The 21,118-nt window shown below is 69.2% G+C and carries 12 protein-coding genes and 1 pseudogene; 7 read left to right on the forward strand and 6 right to left on the reverse strand.

The genetic code is table 11. From position 1 onward, the window contains the following. Nucleotides 1-219: 219 nt before the first annotated feature. The 3 genes from istB to ACWDYJ_RS14565 all read right to left on the reverse strand — a co-directional run bounded on the left by istB (nucleotide 220) and on the right by ACWDYJ_RS14565 (nucleotide 3,486). A complete protein-coding gene (gene istB, locus ACWDYJ_RS14555) occupies nucleotides 220-1,059 on the reverse strand; it encodes an IS21-like element helper ATPase IstB (RefSeq protein WP_451565867.1) in 840 nt (279 codons plus the stop codon). Continuing rightward, complete coding sequence (gene istA, locus ACWDYJ_RS14560; RefSeq protein ID WP_451565868.1) at nucleotides 1,056-2,705, reverse strand: IS21 family transposase; 1,650 nt, start codon at nucleotides 2,703-2,705, stop codon at nucleotides 1,056-1,058. The genes istB and istA overlap by 4 nt, the downstream gene beginning before the upstream one ends. A gap of 127 nt (nucleotides 2,706-2,832) precedes the next feature. After that, the gene (locus ACWDYJ_RS14565) at nucleotides 2,833-3,486 is read right to left on the reverse strand and encodes a hypothetical protein (RefSeq protein ID WP_451565869.1); all 654 of its coding nucleotides are present in this window, start codon (nucleotides 3,484-3,486) and stop codon (nucleotides 2,833-2,835) included. 280 nt (nucleotides 3,487-3,766) lie between these two features. On the opposite strand from ACWDYJ_RS14565, the gene ACWDYJ_RS14570 reads away from it, so the two are divergent. The 5 genes and pseudogenes from ACWDYJ_RS14570 (at nucleotide 3,767) to ACWDYJ_RS14590 (ending at nucleotide 7,383) form a co-directional block, all read left to right on the forward strand. Then, complete coding sequence (locus ACWDYJ_RS14570; RefSeq protein WP_451565870.1) at nucleotides 3,767-4,075, forward strand: hypothetical protein; 309 nt, start codon at nucleotides 3,767-3,769, stop codon at nucleotides 4,073-4,075. Continuing rightward, nucleotides 4,072-4,608, forward strand: coding sequence for a dCTP deaminase (gene dcd / locus ACWDYJ_RS14575; RefSeq protein ID WP_451565871.1), 537 nt, complete (start codon nucleotides 4,072-4,074; stop codon nucleotides 4,606-4,608). The genes ACWDYJ_RS14570 and dcd overlap by 4 nt, the downstream gene beginning before the upstream one ends. Beyond that, entirely contained in the window at nucleotides 4,605-5,141 is a 537-nt protein-coding gene (locus ACWDYJ_RS14580; RefSeq protein ID WP_451565872.1) for a dCTP deaminase, read from the forward strand. The genes dcd and ACWDYJ_RS14580 overlap by 4 nt, the downstream gene beginning before the upstream one ends. Then, the gene (locus tag ACWDYJ_RS14585; protein WP_451565873.1) at nucleotides 5,138-6,235 is read left to right on the forward strand and encodes a glycosyltransferase family 4 protein; all 1,098 of its coding nucleotides are present in this window, start codon (nucleotides 5,138-5,140) and stop codon (nucleotides 6,233-6,235) included. Before ACWDYJ_RS14580 ends, ACWDYJ_RS14585 begins: the two co-directional genes overlap by 4 nt. Nucleotides 6,236-6,322: 87 nt before the next feature. Beyond that, nucleotides 6,323-7,383: pseudogene (locus ACWDYJ_RS14590) on the forward strand (serine hydrolase domain-containing protein). A gap of 182 nt (nucleotides 7,384-7,565) precedes the next feature. Here ACWDYJ_RS14590 and ACWDYJ_RS14595 read toward each other — a convergent pair. After that, nucleotides 7,566-13,730, reverse strand: coding sequence for a hypothetical protein (locus ACWDYJ_RS14595; protein WP_451565874.1), 6,165 nt, complete (start codon nucleotides 13,728-13,730; stop codon nucleotides 7,566-7,568). Nucleotides 13,731-13,843: 113 nt separating this feature from the next. Further along, the gene (locus ACWDYJ_RS14600; RefSeq protein WP_451565875.1) at nucleotides 13,844-16,051 is read right to left on the reverse strand and encodes a hypothetical protein; all 2,208 of its coding nucleotides are present in this window, start codon (nucleotides 16,049-16,051) and stop codon (nucleotides 13,844-13,846) included. 517 nt (nucleotides 16,052-16,568) lie between these two features. Between ACWDYJ_RS14600 and ACWDYJ_RS14605 the strand changes: the two genes are divergently transcribed. Next, nucleotides 16,569-17,048 carry a very short patch repair endonuclease gene (locus ACWDYJ_RS14605; protein WP_451565876.1) on the forward strand — a complete coding sequence of 160 codons (480 nt, stop codon included), beginning with the start codon at nucleotides 16,569-16,571 and terminating at the stop codon, nucleotides 17,046-17,048. 84 nt (nucleotides 17,049-17,132) lie between these two features. On the opposite strand, the gene ACWDYJ_RS14610 is transcribed toward ACWDYJ_RS14605, so the two are convergent. Then, complete coding sequence (locus ACWDYJ_RS14610; RefSeq protein WP_451565877.1) at nucleotides 17,133-18,269, reverse strand: hypothetical protein; 1,137 nt, start codon at nucleotides 18,267-18,269, stop codon at nucleotides 17,133-17,135. 760 nt (nucleotides 18,270-19,029) lie between these two features. Here ACWDYJ_RS14610 and ACWDYJ_RS14615 point away from each other — a divergent pair. Then, nucleotides 19,030-21,111: an N-6 DNA methylase gene (locus ACWDYJ_RS14615; RefSeq protein WP_451565878.1), complete on the forward strand. Its 2,082-nt coding sequence runs from the start codon at nucleotides 19,030-19,032 to the stop codon at nucleotides 21,109-21,111. Nucleotides 21,112-21,118: the final 7 nt, after the last annotated feature.

The following is a 21,118-nucleotide window of genomic DNA, read 5'->3' on the forward strand; positions in this document are numbered from 1 at the left end:
GGTGGCGCCCCGGAGGAACGGGTTGAAGTGGCCCCACCCCTCGATCGGGTGACATTTCCGGGCTGTCCTGGGGCGGAGCGAGCGAGGTGCGGGGGACGCTCGTCAGGGGCCGGTAGCGTGGGTTCACGGAGCCCGCCCGGGCGCGTCCCCTGACAGGCATGCGAACGGGCGGGCACCTTTATGGGCGCCCGCCCGTCGACGGTTCGGTCTGCGTAGAGGTCAGGCAGCGGCTGCGGCTGCCTGTCGCTTGGCGGTGGTGCTGGCGAGACGGAAGGACTGGGTTCCGGTCTCGATGATGTGGGCTTCGAACGTGAGCCGGTCGACGATGGCCTGGCAGAGCCGCTTGTCGGTGAACGTCTGATCCCACTCGGTGAACGGCCTGTTCGAAGCGATCGCGATCGCGTGCCGTTCCTCGCGCTCGGTGAAAATCTGGAAGAGCAGTTCGGCGCCGTGGCGGTCGAGCTTGACGTAGCCGAGCTCGTCGAGACAGAGCAGGTCAACCCGCCCGTACTTCTTGATCGTGCGGCCCAGTTGCTTGTCTCCGGCCGCCTCGGCGAGCTCGTTGACCAGGTTCGCGGCGGTCGTGTAGCGGACGCGTCCGCCGGCCTCGGCGATCGCGGTGCCCAGGCCGATCAGCAGGTGGGATTTGCCGGTTCCGGAGTCCCCGATCAGGCAGAGCGGCTGTCCGGCCTGGACCCAGCCGGGCTGGGTGAGGGTGTTGATCACCTCCTGGGAGATGTTCGGGTTCTTGGAGAAATCGAAGTCTTCGATCCGCTTGTTCCTCGGGAAGCAGGCTTCCTTGACCCTGCGGACCTTGCGGCGCTCGTCGCGGTCCTGGAACTCGCTCTCGAGGAGATCGGCGAGGAAGTCCGCGTAGGAGGCGTGTTTGCGAAGCGACTGGGCGGCGATCTCCTCCCAGCGGTCGCGGATCGTGGCCAGGCCCAGGTTCCGGCAGGCCGCGTCGATCGCGGCCGACGGGTCGGCGCCTCGCTGTGCGGGCAGGCCGAAGGAGCCCCACCGCCCCAGAGTCGCGGAAGCGGGGGTGGTGCTCTGCGTCATGCTGAGCCTTTCGGTTGGATGGAGAGCAACTGGCCGTAGGCGGCCAGCGAGGGCTCCGGCCGGGTGTCCGGCGGGAGAGCGGGGCGCCGCTCGGGCAGTGAGATGACCTGAGCGGAGTCGGCGTCCTCGTCGGTGGGCCCGTCGGCGGGCGGAGTGTCCGCGGGCGGGGTGATGACGACTGGTGGGGGCCCGCCGGCCGCCGCGACGGCCTTGCGGGCCTCGATCGCGACCAGGTCAGGGGAGACCGACCCAGCCTCGAGAACTGCGTTCATCCCGGCGACGACGGCCTCGTGGGGCATCCGGCGGTGCAGCAGCAGGACCTCGATCAGGGCCCGGGTGCCTTCCGCCCGTCCCCTGGCCTCGCGGGCGGTTGCCCAGAACGCGTCGTGGACGGGGGTGAACATTCCGCTCTCGCGGGCTGCGGCCAGGCCCGTGGAGTTCTCCAGAGCTCCGGGCTTGTGGCGCAGGATCTCCAGGTAGTGGTCCAGCAGGTCACGGAACCCGTAGCGGCCGGCCAACCGCGGGTGGCGGACGATGATCTCGTGCCGGTCGAAGACCCAGACCTCGTCCGCCCGCAGTGAGACGCGGATGTTCTCGCCGATGAACCGGGCCGGGACCGAGTACTTGTTCAGGCGGACCGTGATCCGTGAGGTTTTGTCGACCTTCGGCGTCAGCGTGAGCCCGATGTCGAACTCCTCGAAGGGCAAAGGCGCCAGCAGCGGGGCCTCGTATTCGAAGTCGAAGCCCACAGAGGTGGGGCGGTTGTCGATGTGCCGGGCGTCCTCCGCGGCTTCGATCTCCTCGATCCGGAGGTTCAGTTCGGCCAGCGTGTCGACCTCGGGGACGGGGACCAGGTGCGAGCGACGGAAGCGTCCGCCCTCGTGCTCGACTCCGCCCTTCTCGTGGGCGCCCTCGATGCCGGGTCGGCAGTAGAAGGCGTCGAAGCCGTAGTGCGAGCGGAAGGCGACCCACCGCTGCGACTCCACCCTCGAGCGTCCGAAACAGACCTTGGAGACCGCCGGCTTGAGGTTGTCGTAGCGAATGTGCCTGGTCGGGATGCCTCCCAGCAGCCGAAAGGCGTCCACGTGGCCTTGCATGAACGCTTCCTGTCCGCCGGTGGAGAACACCCGGTGGACCGCCTTGCCGGAGTACGAAAGCCTCAGCGTGAACAGCTGGCACTGCATCGGCTTGCCGTCCACCCGGACCCAGACCTCGGCGAAGTCGACCTCCGCCTCCTCGCCGGGCCGGTGGAACTGCGGAACCATGCCTTCGTGCAGCATGCGGGCGCGGTCCGACTCGTCCCTGATCTGCGGCCGGCGAACCCGTAGATAGTCGTTGAGGGTGGTGTAGGCAACGGCCGCGAAACCGTACTCGTCCCGCAGCCGGTCCAGGATCCGCTTGTTCGTATGGCGCTGTTTCGGCGGCGCGGTCAGATCCGACCGCAGCATCTCGTCGATCCAGCCCTTGGCCGGGTCCAGGGCCGTGCGGCGCGTCACCGGCGCCTTCCGCTGAGGAGGCAATGCGCTGTCCAATGCCTGACGCACCACCCGCCGGTGGACCCCGTAGCGGCGGGCCAGCTCCCGGACGGAGACGTCCTCCAGTCTCCGGTCGCGACGGATCCGCTCGAATAGCTCAACACGCTGCAAAATCCGGCCTCCTGACACGGCCGTAACCAAGAACACACATAGCGTGATCCCGGGTCGGAATCCGGGTCAATCCCGCACTACTCCAAACGGGTGGTAGGCCGGGGTGGGCCCTGAAGCCGCTCGGTCGTCAGGTGACGGATGCGACCGTCCACTGTGTGGGTTCCAGCTCCAGTTTCCTTCGGCAAGAAGCAACCGCAGCCACAGCCCAATCACCGACCGCCGCCAAGTCATGTGCGATGTCATAGACGTGGCGGGCGGCGCGCTGGACTTCCAGGACCCAAGGCGCCATAGGCTCCTCAGCGAGTACCGCGAGCAAGCGATCTCTTGCTTCCGCCGGGCGACCTACCAAGGCGGCGGCAACGCCGGCGTTGAAGCTCTCCCAGAGGAAACCGCGCCGTACTGGACGCTCCAGAAGGCGCTCGGCCACCTGGTCGAGACCCCCGAACATGCTCCTGAACGTCTTGACGCGTTCTCCCGCTTGGTCTGCGAGTGCGGCCGCCACTGTGCCGAACTGCATCTCGTTGCGAAAGTCCTGCCTCGGCTGTACCTGTTCCGTGAAGTCGAAGGCCAGGTGGCCGAGGTCCTGCCACAGCCACATCACCCCCACGGTCAACCCGCTGCCCTGGCTCCACGTGGGTGACGGAAACTCGACAATCCCGAGCCACCAAGTGTGGTCATCGACCCAGATGCGGGATCGACCGCGCTGATTAAGACCGAGCGGCCGCAGCCGCTCTCGAGCCGCAGAGGCGACCAGCCGGGACGCCGGAGAAGTAGCTGCCATGCAGCCCATTGTCGTCGGCTTCGCGATGCCGACGACAACTCCGGCGAGAGCCTCTAAAGTCGCGAACTCTCCGTGAGGCGCGTCAACCTACGTTGAACCGGATCGTTGACGTTCGGTGCGTGGGCAGCCAGGTGGGGCCACTTCAAACCGTTCCTCCGCCGGGGCCAGAGGAAGCCGTCTAGGCGGGGCCAAGCCGGACCGTTCTAGACAGCTCCGCGAGCTGGCCGACCGGTTGTGCAGCGGGCTGGGCAGCGAGGCGGTCGTCCTCAACGAGACCGCCGTGCGCACGACACTGCTCGGCGAAGTCCTCACCACCGGGGATCTGCTCACCATCGAGCCGTTCGACAACGAGCTGGTCGAGGCCCAGGTCGCGCCGGCCTTCCGGAAGGACCCCGCCGCCCTGCTCACTCACCTCACCGAGCGGGCAGGCCCCCTGATCACCTCCCCCGATCCGCTCCCCGCCGGGCTGACGAGCCTGCTGACCACCGACTACCTCGCCGACACCTGTCTCGGCAGCCGAGCCCACTCCGCCGGCCTCAGCCTCGGCTCGGCGATCAGGAGCATCCTGACCAACGGAGACGACCAGTGATCCTCACCGGACCCGAGATCACCTCCGCCTCGAAGGACGGACGGCTGCGCATCTCCCCCTTCACGGCGACCCAGATCAACCCGAACAGCTACAACGTCCGCCTGGGCGGGACCCTGCTCACCTACACGGACCAGGTACTCGACACCCACCGCCCGAACCCCACCCGCCGCACAGAGATCGGTGACGGCGGCCACGTCCTGCAGCCCGGCGAGCTGTACCTCGGCCACACCTTGGAGGAAGTGGGATCCGACCTCTTCGTCCCCCTGCTCTTCGGCCGGTCCTCCGTCGGCCGACTGGGGCTCTTCGTCGAGATCACCGCGCCCATCGGCGACATTGGCTTCCACGGCCAGTGGACGCTGATGCTCACCCCGACCCGCCCCGTGCGCGTCTACGCCGGGATGAAGATCGGGCAGATCATGTTCTTCGTCTCCGAGGGCGCCATCGACCTGTACGAGGGCAAGTACCAGGCGGCCTCCGGGCCCCAGCCCTCCTCGTACTGGCGCGACCTCGACGGCACGGCGGTGACCTCGTGATCCTCACCGGACCGGCCATCGCCGCCGCCCGCCAGGCGGGCCGCATCACCATCGACCCGTACGACCCGGATCGCCTGTCCCCCAACGCGTACGACTGGCGCCTGGGCAGCACGCTCCGCGTCTGCGAGGGCGACCTCGACGCCGCCAGTCCCACAACCTTCTCCGAACTCGCCCTCCCCGTCGACGGCTACGTCCTGGAGCCCGGCCACCTCTACCTCGGCCACACCCTGGAACGGACCGGCTCCGAGACGTACGCCCAGCTCCTCAACGGCGACCGGACCACCGGCTCCCTCGGCATCAGGGTCCACGTCTCCGCGCCACTCGGGCACCAGGGGCACGCGATCCGCTGGACCCTGGAGATCCGAGCCACTCGCCCCGTACGCGTCCGGCCCGGCATGACCTTCGGCAAGCTCGTCTTCCTCCGCACCCACGGCTCCCCCGCCAGCTACCAGCAGCACGGCCTCAAGTACCGCACCAGCGAAGGCATCGAGACGTCACGCCTCTACGAGGAGATTCCCGGAGGCCGCCGGTGAACCGCGTCGTCGCCACCGCCCTCGACCTGCCGTTCCCCAGCCCCGGCGGAAGCGTCGAACTCTTCCTCGACCTCTACGCCGGCACCCAGCCCGCAATCCCCGCCCGCGCCTTCATGCTCGCCCCCGACGGCCCCCGCCCCCGCACCCCGGCCGGCATCGACCTGCTGCACGCGGCCGGCAAGTGCCTCGACGGCCACGCCTTCAGCCGGTACGTCACCAACCTGCGCCTCGCCATGACGGCCGCCATCGACCCGCGCCAGATCAGCGTCGTGCACCTGCACCACCTGACATTCGGCGCCACGCCCGCCCTCCTGCGGGCCCTACCCGCCCACCCCCGGATCGCCTTCGTCCACGGCACCGACCTCCTGCACGCCGAGAACCACACCACACAGCTGCGCGTTCTCCGCGAGACCGCCTCCGCTGCCGACGCGATCGTCGTCCCCACCGGCGCCATGGCCGACCGCCTGATCAAGCTCGCCCCCAAAACGGACAGGCGCAAGATCGAGAAGATCCCCTGGGGCATCCCCGACCGCCTCCTGACCAGTCCGCCGCCCCGGCCCGCCCGACGTCCCACCAGCCACCTGCGGATCCTCTTCGCAGGCCGCCTCAGCTCCGAGAAGGGCCTCGAGCCCCTCCTCCAAGCCGTCGCGGCCACCCGCTCGGTCGAGCTGAGCATCGCCGCCCCGCGCGCCCAGTTCCTCGACCTCGCCCCGGTCATCCGTCAGCTCGGCGTCCACGTCCGCTACCTCGGCTGGTTCCGCCGCCCCCAACTCTGGAAGGCCTTCGCCGACCACGACGTGCTCGCCGTGCCCTCCACCACCCTGGAGGCCATGGGCCTCGTCGCCCTCGAAGCCCAGGCCTGCGGACTCCCCGTCCTCTACCAACCCGTCCCCGGCCTCAGCGAAGCCCTCTCCGGCACCGGCCTGGCCACCGACTTCACCAACCCCGCCACCGCCGCCCACGACCTCCACCGCCTGCGCACCACTCCCGGCCTCCTGGAGATGCTCCGGGCATCCGGCCGCACCAACGCCGCCCGCTTCCCCCTCAGCGCCACCGCCACGGCCATCGCCGACCTCGGCCGGCGGCTCGCCTGACACCACCCGTGGCGCAGCCAGCACCGCCCCGACCGCATCACTAACCTGGCCAGCGGACCACCCGCGGCCCACGACGATCGGGAGACCATGACCCACACCACCGACCGGATCGAAGACCTCCTCCAGACCGGCGTACGCGACGAGGTCTACCCCGGCGCGGTGTGGGCGGTCGGGAACGCCGACGGCATCCAGGCCAGCGGAGCCGTCGGCCTCCTCGACCCCGACCACCCGGACGAGCCGATGCGGCTGGACACCGTCTTCGACGTGGCCAGCCTCACCAAGATCCTCGCCGTCTGGTCCACGATCGGCACCCTGGTCGAAGAGGGCAAGCTCCAGCTCCACACCCCGCTGGGCACCTTCTGGGAGGAAGTCGCAGGCCACCCCCTAGCCCGGGCCACGGCCCACCACCTGCTCACCCACACCGCCGGCCTGCCGCTGCGCGCCAACCTGAAGAACCTCTACGGCACCGATCCCCAGGACATCCGCGACGGCGTCCTCCACGAGGCCCTCCACCGCCCACCGGGCGAAGCCGTCGAGTACACAGACCGAGCCGCCCTCGTCCTCGGCTACCTCGCCGAGCACCTCTCGGGCCAACCCCTGGACCAGCTCGCCACCGACCACGTCTGGCACCCCCTGGGCATGACGCAGACCCGCTTCGGCCCCCTCCCCGATGTCGAAGCGTCCCGCTGCGCCCCCACCGAGTACGACGAGACCACCGGCACCCACCTCAAGGGCACCGCCCACGACTTCTCCGCCCGCCTCCTCGACGGCGTCTGCGGCATCGCCGGCAGTTTCTCTGTCCTGGACGACCTCGCCATCTTCCTCCGCCACATGCTCAACCCCACCCCGGCCGCCTTCGACCCCAACTGGATCAAGGAATCCCTCCGCATCCAAACCGGTGCCCTCGCCCCCGCCCGCGCCTCTTCTGGCACCCCGCCCCCGGCACAAACCCCGCACAGGACATCTGGGTCCACTACGGCTTCACCGGCACGGGCATGTGGATCAGCCCGCAGCGAGACAGATGGGCCCTCCTCCTCACCAACAAGCTCCGTTTCAACCGCGACCGGGAACCCCTGACAGAGATCCGCAACGCCTTCCGTGCCACCGCGTTCGCGGGGACAGGTCAGCTCATGGACTCGCTTTCCTAGCTGCACCGCGCCCGCATGCGCCTGATCTAAAGAGATCACGGGCACACCCCTCCAGGACGGGGTCTCCTCCTCGCCACGCTCGCTGCCCGCTGCGCTGAGGAGCCCCCCTGGCACGAACCCGTCTCGGCCGAGCAGGGGCCGCTACTGGAGCTGTCGGGCCGAAGCACGCCATTGTCGGGGTGTCAGCCGTGGAGCATCACGCACCCCCGGAGCAGCGGCTCCAGGCGCAACTGGTTCCCCTGGTGGTCGAAGACTTGAAGGGCATCAAGGCAGGTAACTATCCAGCGGGCTTCATCTTCGTCCTCGATCCGGACCGCTACGGCGGTCACCGCACTCTCCAGGTCGAACGTGTCCTCCATGAACTCCTCGGCGAGAGACCGGTAGCCGGTCACGAGCAGCGGAGCCGCGTACACGCCGGTCGCCTCGGCGAAGGCGCGAGCCTCGGCACGGTCCGCGCACAGATCCGCCAGCCGGTGCAGCACTGCGTCCGGATCGCCCAGTTCGCCGTGGAGACGGAGGGCCCGGTCGACCAGGATCGGCCAGCCTCCGGTCAGCTCGTGGAGACGGTCCAGGCGGTCCTCCGTGTGGAACTTCTCGACCCGTTGGACCCAGCTGTGCAGGCTGCGGCGGTCGTGTCGACGCAGTACGACGGGAGCCGCTGAGGTGGGTTCGGTGCCCGTCAGCAGGGGGCGCCACAAGCCCAGCTGGGTGGGATCCGTGACGACGACCACGGCACGGGTCACCCCCGGCGTGGCGGGCAGCAGCTCCTCAGCCAAATCGATGGCCTGCCGGGGAGCCTCGGGCCGGGCGTCCGGATAGCGAGCAAAGTCGCTGATGACGACTCGTCGTTCACGGGGGCGGCCGCCCACGAGTTCCTGCTTATAGACGCTGGGCTTACCGACGGGCGGCAGTGTCCAGTCGGCGATGCTTCCGGCGATCTCGCGGAGAGCGTCGCCGACGTCTCCGACACCCGTCGCCGTGGTGCCGAGGACGACCCTCGTCTGATTCGACCGTTCCCCGAGGAGGTCGTCGAGCTGGGTGACGGTGAGCGGAGCCGGCCTTTTGTCGTGCAGCTCGGGACGACCGTCCTGCACGATGCTCTCCTGGAGCTCACAGTCGCGTTCGGCCCTGAGCAGGCGGGCGTCCACCTCGTGGGAGGTCCCGATCATGCGCAGGGCGTTCGGACCCCTCAGATGCCAGCCCTGCCCGTCGTGGTTGGGGGCGAGTACGCCGAGGCCCACCATCTCGGAGAGATAGGCGCGGAATCCCTCGGTGTCGAGCTGTTCGAAGCCCTTGCGCCAGAACGTCTCGCACTCCTCGCGCAGTTCGGCGTCGCTCAGCCGCACCTCAAGGCCGCGATGGCGCGCGTGATAGGCGAGCACGTTGGCGATGACGTCGTAGCGATGGTCAAGGCTCAGGGTGTCCTTGAACGCCGCCGAAATGCCGTCCCTGAGACCGGTGTCCGACTCCACGACCTCGATGTCGGCGCTCTCCACGGCGTACGGGGGTCCCTCGACTCCGCGTCGTGCCCGCTTGCGGTGCATCACCTCGACCAGCCGGTGGCCGAACATCTGGAGCAGGAAAGGCTGGTAGGAGCAGTAGCCGAGCACACGGTTGATGAGATCCATGTCCTGGAACTCGAAGCCGAGCGCCCGCATCGGCTCCACCAACAGTTCGGCGGCGGACTGCGGCGCGAGCGGGCCGATCACCTTCGGAGTCTGTGCGAGGTGGCCGAACGGCCCGTTGCTGGCGAGCTTGGAGAACCTCTGCACGGAGTGCAGGCCGGCGAAGACGACCTTGGCCCGATCCTTGGTGTCGGACCCCAGCCCCTTGAGCTTCTTGGTCTGGTCGAAGCGAGGAGCATCCGCTTCGAAGAACTGGTCGCACTCATCGAGCAGGATGAGCAGACGCCGGCGGGAGTCCCCGTCGATCCAGGCCCGGATTCCGGCGCGGACCCGTTCGGAGATGTCCTGCCGCGACCTGCGTCCCGGCTGCCCGCCCAGCACCTCGGCCGCCCGGAGCTCCCGGTCGAGGACGCTCCACAGCGCCTCCGGCCCCAGCGAGCTGCCCTTGCCGATGTTCTCCTGGTCGAGGTTCACGTACACCGCTATCTGGTATCCGGGGCGCTGCTCTTCGAACCGCTCTCCGGCATCGCTGAGCAGGGCGGACTTGCCGAGTCCCCGGCCTCCGAAGATGACCTGCGTGCCGTGCGGGTCCAGAACGCTCTGGCGCTCGGCGTCACGGCCGTAGAACATCTCGCCGCCGATCCGACCACGCTTCTCCCGTATGTACGGGTTGACACCGGAGAACGGCAGCAGCGTCTGCGTAGCCGTGCTGACCTGGCGGTTGCCCCGTGCCGCAAGATAGGCCAGGGCGGCGTCGTCCACGACCATCATCGGCTGCAGCCGGTTAGAGCCGACGGCGAGTTGGATGCGTGCCTCACCGCTCAGCGTGCCGAAGTAGAGGACGAGGAGGCTCGCTGCGCTGTTGTCACGCTCGGCCAGGCTCATGACGACCTTCGCGGGCGGACGGCCCCAGAGCATCAGTACACGAAGGCTGCCGCCCTGTTCCCGGATCTGCGAGCCGAACGCGGGCGCCTTCGCCCTGCCGTTGATCTCCACCTCAGTCGCTTCGAAGAGGCGGTACTCGCGCCGGCGCAGGTGCGGGGATCGCTCGTCGAGTGGCCTGGCACTCTTGGCCTCGTAGCCAAGGAGCTTGAGGAGCGGGGGCAACTGCCGCCTGGCGGACACGTCGAGACGGTCCTTGGGCTCGGTCCCGCCCAGCACCCGCCACTCGTCGAGGACGTCAGCTGCCAGGGCCGCCTCGTCGGTCGACAGCGTGCTGTAGTCCAGGACGGCGATGCCCGGGTGCGTTCCGCCGGACCGGACGAGGTCGACGAGGGCATGGTCCACGCCCTTGGGCAGCCCCTCGGGCACGGCCGGGAAGAAATCCGTTAGGTGGGACTCACCACCGTCGATCTCCGGGACGTCCTCGCCGATCTCCAGGAAATAGACGAGGTCGGCGGCCGTGGCCAGACCACCGGTGTCCAGGTGCCGTAGGGCCTGCGCACGCAGCTCCTCGCTGGGGTCCAGGGCGTCGAGCCGGGCCCGGATCCGGTCGGCCGCCTGCCGCCGGAAGGCCGGCAGGTCGCTCCGCACGGCGTCGAGCGCTCGTCGTACGTCCACCAAGTCGTACATGTCGGCGCCGTCGAGCCGACCCCTGGCGTCGGCGAGGAGTTCCTGAAGGCGCAGGTCCTGGTCGTCAGTCACCGCTCCATCGGCCTGTGCACGGTGCAGTTCGGCGACGAGGTCGTCGTGGTTCCCACGCAACTCCCCGCGTCGGACGGCCGCCTGGGACTCAATCTCAGCGAGCGAGGGTGGAGCGAACTGTTCGGCCCGTGCACCGGACAGGAGCTCCCGTCCCGCCAACTCGACGAGCGCGCGCGCCGCGGCGAAGGCGTCGTGAGCGAGCCGCTCGGCGAGGGCGTCCTGCCAGCTTCGGTCGACGGCGGTGAACAGCCCGTCGAGCGACGGCTGCTCGCCGCGGCGGTCGCATACCTTCAGCAGTTCCGCGTCCAGCACGAGTTCGGGGTCCACGGGAAGGCCGGGACGCGTGGCCGGGGCATTGCCACCGGCCAGCAGGGCGAACAGCTCCTCCATCGAGTCGCGTGCCGCCCAGGCCGATGCGGCCTTGACCCCGCCCGAGCCCCGCGCCATCTGCTCCAGTTCACCCAGAGCCGTCTCCCGGCCGTCCAGCAGGGACCGCCGCAGCGAGGAGATCTCCTTGACCGCCCGGTTGCCGTCGGAGCGGTCGCCACGGCGGATGGTGTCGACCGCCAGACACCACTCCTTGGCCAGACCGACGGCTCGCTCCACGAGATGCACCAGGTCCTGGCGCCCGGAGCCCTGGAGAGGCTTGCCACTGGGTGAGCGGTGCTTGCGGTCCATGCGGTCGATCTCGTTGCTGATCTCGGGCAGCTTGGACAGACTCTCGGCCTGCTCTCGGACCTGGGCCAGCCCGTCGCGGTGGTCACCGGCAACTGGCATGAGTAGCGACGCGAGCAGCCCGTCGTCGGACAGCCAGCGTTTCGCGATCTCCGTTGCCCGCGCGAAGCGAAGCCTAGGAGGTTGGAGCAGGACACGGCACTGCTCCCGCAACTCCCGCAGCCGCGCCTCCGCGCCGGAGACATCGGCGCTGACCGCCAGCGGCGAGGCCATCATCAGTGCGCCGCTGAGGGTACGGTCCGCGACCGCGGTCGCCGCTTCCGCCAGCTGTTCCGGCAGCCGGGGCGCCAGAGACTTCAGCTGGGCGCCCGCCAGATGGTCCCCGGTGATCAACGCAGTACGCAGCAGGGCAGGCAGCAGAAGGAGCTCGCTGCCTTCCGCGTCCCGGCCATCGTGTCCGCTGTACCGCTGGAGCAGGTCCGCGGTCAGCCGGGCCCCCTGGGTGTCACCGGACGTCAGCAACCCGGCGGAACCAGCCAGACGGAGCGCCGTCACCTGCGGCTCGGGGTGGCCGGACGCCCTCGCTACGTGGTGGGCGAGTCCGAAGCGCCGCTCCGCGACCAGCCTCGTCAGAACCCGCTCGGTCGCGACCTCGTCGGAATGGTCCTCGGTGGTGGCGGAGGCGAGAGCCTCCAGGGCGGGCTCAGCGGGCGGATCATGCTCATCGCGCGCCGCGGGGACACTGGGCACGGATGCCGCGACCGGGCCGGAGGCGGCGGCGGGCGAGGCCGTCAGTTCCGCTTCCGGTTCCGTGGTGGGGATCCTCGAGGCTGCTGCGGTCGGCACGTCGACGATCGCGATCGGACCTGCAGTAGCCGTCTGGGCAAGGGCTTGCGGTTCCGGTACGGCGTGAGGCCTGGAGCCCCCCGTGGCGCGGCCGTCAGGCCTCTCCGACAGCCACTCGTCCTCCTGCTCGGCGACCTGCTCGCCGTGCTCGGCGGTCGTGTCGTCAGCGGCGAGCTCCTCGACTCCCCCGACATCGCCTACGGTGGCCTCCGCCTCGGCGGGTTGCGCAAAGGTCTCCTGCGTCTGGGCCAGCACCAGTTCAGGGGCCATGATCACCGCCATGGCACACGTGGGCAGCACCCGCACCATCTGGTCCTGCAGGGCCAGGATCTCCGTCGCCGCGTACGCCTCTCGCCCCACCCGGATCAGCCGTGCCAGGCCAGCCAGGACGGCGCCTTCTTGCCGTTGTGTCAGCTCCCAAACCGGTGCGTCCAGCAGACGGCTGGTCGCTCCCCTTACGGCTTCGGCGGCAACGGCGGCAGGGCCGTCCAGCCGGCCTGCGACATCCAGCAGGTCCCGCAGCGTCCCCCGAACCTGGTCGTCATGGTCGCGTGCCGTCCGGTACTCACGTGCAGCCCGTGTCATGTCCTTCAGGCTGCGGGGCACTCCGTTCACTCCCGCCGCGCGGAACGCCGCGTCGGCGCTGTCGAAGACGGCGCCCAGCGCGTCCAGCACGGCCAGATCCCCATGATGCGGCGGAAGACCGTCGGCCACCGCACCCGTCACGTTCTCCGCGGCTCGCCGGGCCCCCGCGAGGGCCGACTCCAGCTGTCGGCAGGCCTCCTCCGGGTCCGTCCTCTGTTCGGCTCCGGCTTCTTCGGACGCGATCACGGGAACGTCGTGCGGGGCGCCCGAGTCCGATGCTGCGGCGCCGTTGGAAGCGACGGCCGTCCTGCCAGGCCCCGTACCCCCACCTGCACCCGCACCCACACCCACACCCGCGGACAGCCGCTCGGCGCCTTCCCGCCGGCCGTCAAAGTCCGGGTACGCCGCCATGACGGACCGGGCCTCATCGGCCACAGCCGCCAGGCGTACGGTCTCCTCCTCATCGGCCGTCTCCATGAACCAGTCCTGGTCGGCCGCCCAGGCGAGAAGGTAGGCGTCGGCGACGGAGGCGTTGCACCAAGCGAACACCGTGGCCCGGAGCAGTGTCGTGCCCCATCGGGAAACGGGCTCGGAGACGGTCTTGCCGTCCTGGACGAAGGCGACTTCGATGATCTGGTCCAGCACGGTTGTCGTGAGGTCCCTGATGCCGCAGCTGCGGGTGTGCTGCCGAGCGTCGCGCCGCATCCGGGAGAGCAGGTCCTGGCACAGGGCCCTACCCGCCCGGCGAGGAGCCGCCATGCGGATGCCCAGGCCGCCCAGCAGCTTCTGCCGCTCCCTGGGCGGCAGGGAGTTGAAGGCGAGTTCCACCATGTCGACCGTGAGCTCGTTCAGAGCAGCGCCGACCGGGTGGTCCAAGGCGTTGAGTGCGGCGGCCAGACCTTCGAAGTCCTCGGCCGAGACGGTCGGCGGGGACAGCGGCGGCCCCGTGATGACGCGGTAGCGGTCGTGCATGTACGCCTACTCCGTTCTGTGGCCTTCAGTGGGAAAGGGCTCGCTCGACGCCGATGAGCCGGCAGGGAGGAACAAGACAGCGGCGGGAGGGGTGGGAACCGTAGATTCCCAGTTCAGTGACCTCGTGTGTGGTCGGTGACGAACGTGTAGCCGTAGGGAAGTTCCCAGCCGTCCGCCTTGCCGAGCCTGCGGCAGTGTGCGCGAAAAGCCGCTCGCTGCGCCTCGCTGGGCGAGGCTCCCGGCCGGAGGCGTCGCAGATGACCGGCGACGAACTGGAGGGCCAGCAGCCCCGGGCCGTCCGGCTCCGTGCCGCCCCATGGGCGTATCACCCTTCGCCGTACAGGGCGGTAGCCGAGGAGCGGGATGACCGGCTCCCCGTCACGTGCCGGGTAGTGCGGTTGACCCCACGCGTCCCGGCTACCGAGGGCCGGCTCCAGGATTCGTTCCGCCAGCAGTTCCGCAACCGCCGACTCCAGGACCGCGGTTTGAGACCGTGCCGGCCAGCGCCCGTAGACCGCGCTCGGCAGGACCGAGCGGTCCAGTAGGGCGTGGCCGTCCAGGGTGAGCAGACCGCAGCGGCGCACGGTGCGCATCACCAGTAGCCGGGGGCCGAGACCGACCGCGCTGTCGCCACGGCGATCGCTGCCCGGAGCGTCCTCCCTGGTGAGCACGCGGGAGTCGTAGCAGTGCCCGATCGCGCGGTCGTCAACCTGCACCGGATCTGTGAGCGGGGTCGTCGTCGCGCGGATCACCGTTTCGCCGCGGAGCCAGCGCAGTTCGAGCATGAGGCCGGGAAAGAAGTCGCGGGGCCAGTGGATGCCAGTCAACCGGCCTGTTTCGTCATCGAGTTCGGCAGTGGCATCCTGAGCTGCCTCACGCTTGGCCAGGGGCCGTCCAGCATGGTCGAGTTCGAGGTGTGAAGCGAGGCGTGGGCCGTGAGACCGGCGGAGTGCGTGTGCGACGTACGGATGCAGAGGGAACCAGCCGTCGATGAGATGGGCAAGCCGCAGGGGCGACCGCCAGACGATCTGCTCCGCGTCGTTCCGCAGGAGTTCGCCAGGCCCCAGGACGGCATCGTCGGCGAGGGGCAGATCGACCGGTTCGATCTCCGCCTCCGCATCCGTCTCTGATTCCGGCTCCGACGGTGCGGGGAGCGTCGATGCCCAGCCGAGCCCCGCAGGGGCCAGGGGGTCGCCGGGCGCTTCGGCGCCACCCGGATGATGAGACCGCCAGACGCCCCCGCTCTCGAACATGTCGTCAAGCGTGATCCGGGATCCGTTCTCGAACAGGCCCTGTTCGCTGTCCCGTCGGACCACATCGGCGAGTGTCATGTTCGCGCGGCAGACCGCTGCGGCGTACCCCACTCCCCTGAGCAGCTCCGTCGCACCGGGGAACTGGCGAAGTCGCGGCCCGACCGCCGTGTACACCGTGACGGGGACGGCCAGGCCATGGCGCCGCCTCGCCGGAGTGACCGCATGTTCCACCGCGGCAGCGAGAGTCCGGAGGTCGTCGCCTCCCAGTGGTCCGGTATCGCCCCAACACCGCGCGAGCGAAGTCCGGGTCACGGCGTAGTGGCCCCACGTGCGCAGCGACGGGCTGGAGGCGAGAACGCCCCTCACCGTGTCGAGCAGACCAAGGAGGCCAGCCCTCAGTTCGTCGTCGCTTGTAGCGCCCACGAGTTCGGCGAGGGACACGGGAACGTAGGGACTGAGCAGCTGCTCCCTCGCCGTGGTCAGGAGGTGGTCCGCGTAGGCCGTCAGGTCGTCATACCGGGCCGCTTCCGGGGACGGGTAGGAGACGTCGACGACGACGTGCCCGTCTTCGTTGATCCAGCGCCGGTGCGTGCGTAGGCGGTGGAGCTGAGTCGGCGACAGGCTCAGGGCCGGGCCGAATGCCTCGAGGTCCGGGACCAAGAGCTCTCTTCGCCGGAGGGCCGCGCCGGTCGCCGGCCTCCCCGGGCCCGTGGCCCCGACAGGTGCCCCGGAGACCCAGTCCGGTACGTCCCCGAGGGCCCCCACTTCCGGGTGTGCGCCCTCACGGTGGACGATTTCCGCGTAGAGCGGGTCCGATCCCGTCGCCACGCACACCATGGCACCGACCGGAAGCGTAGGCGCGTACCCGCCGAGGGTGATCACAGGGAAGTCGTCGAGGCGCAGCGGGCTACCTCCGTAGCCATCGCCCCCGAGGTCGTAGCCGAAGTACACGGCGTTGAAGGCGACGGCGGTGTGTACCGGTGCCCGACGGGTGGCAACCACCGCCTCGAGATAGCGCAGCAGCAGATGTAGTTCCCCGGCAGGTACGGCGTCGTAGCCTTTCGTCATGGCGGGAGTCAGCAGAGCCTGGTCACCATACGGATCCGGCACCCCCGTTCGCCCGTGATTGCGGATGATTGCTGACACATTCGGGTCCCCACCCATGGCACCTCCGCCGCACTGCCGACCACCCCGGCCCGCCTGCGGTAGTTCCCGCAGAGTACGCCGAGGCATGGTTGCCTGTGACACTTTCCCCACATTGCGACTGTCGATGGCCACCTGCACCCGACTTGTACGGATCGTCACACCTGCCGCGTCCAGGTGGAGGCGTTCTCCGGCCTGGCGGAGGCCCTCTTCCACCGTCTCCGGCACGGCAAGGCCTGAGCAGTACCGCCACGGAGGCCGTGCCCCCGCGGCTCCTGGCCCATCGACTCCTGGGATGCCAGGCGGGGCCCCGTCTCCTTCCACCTCGACAGGACCGTCATGCCTTGCGCCGACTCCACCTTCGCGATCGAACAGATCCAGCCGGGGCGCACCGCGCCGGGCAACTGGGGTTACCGAATCGGCAGCCACTAGTTGATCAGGAGTGGAGACCAAAAACAGCCGCAGAGGCGTACCGAGCCCACGGGACGCGAATGCCAGGAGGGTGATGGTGGCCCAACGCAAGCGGGACACCGCGCCAGAACTCGCTTTGCGACGCGCCCTCCATTCCTTGGGCTTCCGCTACCGCGTGAACATGCCCATCCCCGGGATGCCGCGCCGCCGCGCTGACGTCACCTTCACCAGATGGCGAACCGCAGTCTTCGTCCAAGGATGCTTCTGGCACGCGTGCCAGAAGCATCTGCACGCTCCGAAGCACAACTCCGAATGGTGGCGCCGAAAACTCGAAGGCAATGTCCGCCGCGACGAGGAGACCGACGCCCACCTCGTACACCTGGGCTGGCTGCCGCTGCGCATCTGGGAGCACGAAGGCGTGGACGACGCCGTTGGCAGGGTGACTGCGGCACTGGCGACCCATGACCATCCCCGGGCCCTACGTCTGGGGGGCCAGGGCACGGCCAAGTGACGTGACCTGGTGGGGCCACTTCGATCGGTCCGAACAACACCTCCGCGTCCACCGTGCTTCTGTCGCATCAGGGAACGGGGCGGATCACACTGCGGCGGTGTCCGGTTCGTCTGCAGCCGATGGGTGCACGTGTCTACCGGGGTTGAACGGTGTGAACCAGGCGCCGAACGCCATGGGTGCAATGCCGAGGGTCGAACCCACCGCGCCCTCGTCGATCCCGTCCATCGAGCCGTCATACAGCCACTCGTGGTCCATGTCCTCGTAGACGTTGTCGGCGAACACTTCTAGAGCGTTCGAGACGCCGTCCTCGAGTAACCCGAACAACTCCAGGGTGACGGTCGTCTGGTTCAAGAGCAGCCTCAGGGCAAGTTCCTCGGCGACGCAACTCAGCTGGTCCAAGCTTCCGTTGGTGAAGCGGGTGGTCATGGCGATCACGGTCACCAGGAAGCGGCGGGCGAATCGAGTGTCGTACTGGAGGACATACCTCTCCGGCAGGTCCTCCAGGTGCCACAGCGGGCCGTCGCACTCGCCGACGTTGGTGCCCTCCTGCTCCAGGGTGTGCACGTCCTCGAACAGCTCGTCGATCAAGACGTCGGTGGCGTAGATCAGTGCGCCGGCGGCCAGCATGGCGTCCTCGGGCGCTGCTGCGAAGCCGTAGTCGTCGCCTTCCTCCTCCCCGGACTCGTCCTGCACACCGAACATCACTGGCGGAAAGGAGCGCAGCTCGTCCGCCAGCGCGAGCATCCGGGCGCGCACTTCCTCGGCCTTCGCTTGTGCGTCGTACTCGCCTCCTTCTGCTGCTGCGGGCGGCTCGGCATGACGGGCTTTGCGGGCCGCGGGGTCGTCCGGCGGGCCGTCCGGGCCGTCGGCGGCGGCGAGGCTCTCCTGGGTGAGCTCAGGGTGCAGTTCGACTTCGCACCGCTCGACCGTCCAATCCGCGAGCAGCTCGGAGCGTCGAAGCACTTCGCTCACGACGTCCCGGACGGCGTCCTCCGCGAATTCGAGCACCTCGGCGTCGATGAACACCTTGAGCAGTGCCCCGCCCGGATACACGCCCACGATCGTGTCGAGGAGTTCGACCTCCATGCCGTCCGGCCCGTCGATGCCGTCGACCGAGGCGAAGCCGCTCTCGATCAGCGCGACGGCCCCGGCACGCTGCAGCGGGTCCATCTCCGGAGTTCCCTCCGGGATGCAGATGTCTACGGTCACTACGTACGTCACGTGTCCGAGCCTGACAGACGGAACGCAGCGGAGGAGAATCAGATCGGTTCGTCAAGCCGTTGCCCCCACGAAGAGTCTGCCCCTGCTCCGAATACTTGCACTACCCGCAGGAGAGGGCCGGCCCACGGAGCCGATGGAACGGCGGCGGGAGCTTCCCGGGCAGCGCCGGATTGCCTACCGGCGCTCCTACGCCGGATCGCCCAGATCACCGGCAGCCCCCGGAACCGGCAAGACCGTCGTAACCCTGCACTGGGTCAAGGCACCTACTCGGCCGCTCCCTCGGAACCCGCATCCTGCTCATCATCTACACGGCCGCCATCGCCTGCTCGCTGCGCACGGTGCTCCCGATCGCCGACCTGACCGGCGGCAAGGACGACAGGCCGGCCGGTCACCGCTCGTTGCTGCACGGAGCACAGCCGCTGACCGAGGGACACCTCACCGAACCGGCAGGGGCCGACGCCGTGTCCGGCGGGGCGCCCGACCCGATGGCGGCAGGTGTGGCACGTCCAAGATCACAGTCTGCGCCGGTTTCAAGACGCCGACCTGGCCGCTGAGCGGCGTCTGCCCCTCATTGCGTGCACTCGCGCGAGAAAGACACATGTCGTGCAACGGGCGGTCGAGTCGGACCACCAGATCCGGTGGATGTGCTCAGCAACCTGGATCGATACACTGAAAACAAAGTCAAGCTGCAAATTGCATGCCGGGCCTCTTCGCTCATGCGGGGCGGGCTGTCGACACCTGGCGTTCCGGGAGGAGCGAGATGGCCCAACGTACGGATCAAGTGTCGGTAACCCTGGCGGCGATCGCCCGTCTCGCGGGGGTCGGACGCGCGGCGGTGAGCAACTGGAGGCGCAGACACCCGGACTTCCCCGAACCGGTCGGCGGCACGGATGCCAGCCCGCAGTTCGCCCTGGAGGCGGTCGAGGAATGGCTGAAGCGGAACGACAAGATCGCGCCAACGGCGGGTCCGCTGGAACGGTTGTGGCCACGGGTCGCGGACCTGGGCGACCGAGACAGGATGGGCCGAGTCGTCGCCGGTCTCGGCAAACAACTCGCCGACGCGTCGGCGGCTGATGGGGATGCTGCTGCTGACCGTGCGGACCAAGACGTACCGCTAGATTCGGCGGAGCAGGCGCTCGTGGACGAGGCCGTGCGCATGGCCGGTGTCGAGGGTGGAGCCGAGACCTTCCGGTTCCTGCTCGACCGGTGGCTGGGCACGCACGTCCGGCAGATCGCCACCACGCCGGCCCCGCTCGCCACCCTGATGGCTGCCGTCGCGGCTGAGGTGCGCGGCGCGGACCCGGTGCGGACGGTGGCCGATCCCGCCTGCGGCACCGGCACACTGCTGCTCGCCGCGGCCCGCAAATGGTCCGAATCAGAAGCGGGCGGGAGCGAGCTCCGCCCTCTTGGGCTTCTGGGGAACGATGCCGACCCGGTTCTATCCTCGGTCGCAGACACCAGGCTGATCCTGGAGGTCGGACAGCAGGCGTTGGTCTCGGTCACCGCCACGGACACGCTGCGGGACACAATCGGCTCGCCGTCCGAACCGGTCGACGTCGTACTCTGCAATCCGCCTGCCAACGAACGCGACTGGGGCCACACGGAACTCGCCACGGACCAGCGCTGGACGTACGGACAACCACCGCGCACGGAATCGGAACTGGCCTGGGTCCAGCACGTCGTCTCCATGCTGGATGAAGGCAAAGGCGCCAGCGTCACCGGCTATGGCGGTGTGGCGGTCGTCCTCCTGCCTCCGGGGGTGGCCGCCCGCCGGGCCGGGCGGCGCATCCGTGCAGGTCTGCTCCGGGCTGGTGTGATCCGCGCGGTGGTCGCTCTGCCTGCCGGGGCCGCGCCGCCCTACGGAATTGGACTGCACCTGTGGGTCCTCGCCGCACCCGCGCCGCGCTCCCAAGACTCGGTGGTCCTGGTGGACACGTCGGACTGCCGCCACACACCATCCACAGTTTCGGCTTCCCGCCTACCGGCCATCGACTGGGATGCGATAGGAGACCGGGTTCTCACCGCACTTCGGGGCGGTGAACGGCCTGGCAGCGTGTCCGTTCCAGTGACCGACCTGCTCGGCGAGGAAACCGACCTCACACCGGCCCGGCACGCCGCGGCTGCTGGACCGACGAGGCCGGTGGACCTGCGACGCCTGTGGACCCGGTACGAGAAGGGGCTGCTCGCCACCCAGGACGCGGGGAGGTCCCTGCGCGAACTCTCTGCGGTGCAGGACGCCGTCAGTCACGGCACCGTGAGCGTCGCCGAACTGGAACAGGCGAAGGCCCTCAGCATCCTCTCCGGCAGCGCCTTGCCGGAGGAAACGGTACGGCGGGGCGACGTCCCGGACGACGGGGTCGGACTGGTCACAGGCCTCGTCGCGATCGGCCCGGAAGAACAGCAGTGGCTCGACCGGGCTGCCGCCGAGCAAGCAGACCAGGACGGTCTGTTCCCGCTGACGTCGTTCGGTGACGTGGTCGTCGTAGCGACCGCACACGGCTTCGACGCATGGGTCGAGACGGCCGCTCCGCGAGCTCTGGGCCACCACGTGTACCGCCTCCGAGTCGATCCAGAACGCCTCGACCCGTGGTTCCTAGCCGCCTGCTTGCGGGAGAGGTCGAATGCCAGGCGAGCCGGTACCCACGCTTCGAACACCTCGCGGGTTGACGTCCGCCGACTCCACGCGCTGCGGCTGCCGCTGGAGGAACAGCAGGCGTACGGCCAAGTACACAGGAAGCTGGTCGAGATGGAAAAGGCACTCGCAGAATTGGGGGGCGTCGGACGAGAGCTGAGCGACGGGCTGTCCGCGCTCCTGGTGACTGGGCGCCTGGAGTATCGCTGAGCGTCGA

This window comes from Streptomyces sp. NPDC003042, assembly GCF_053591315.1.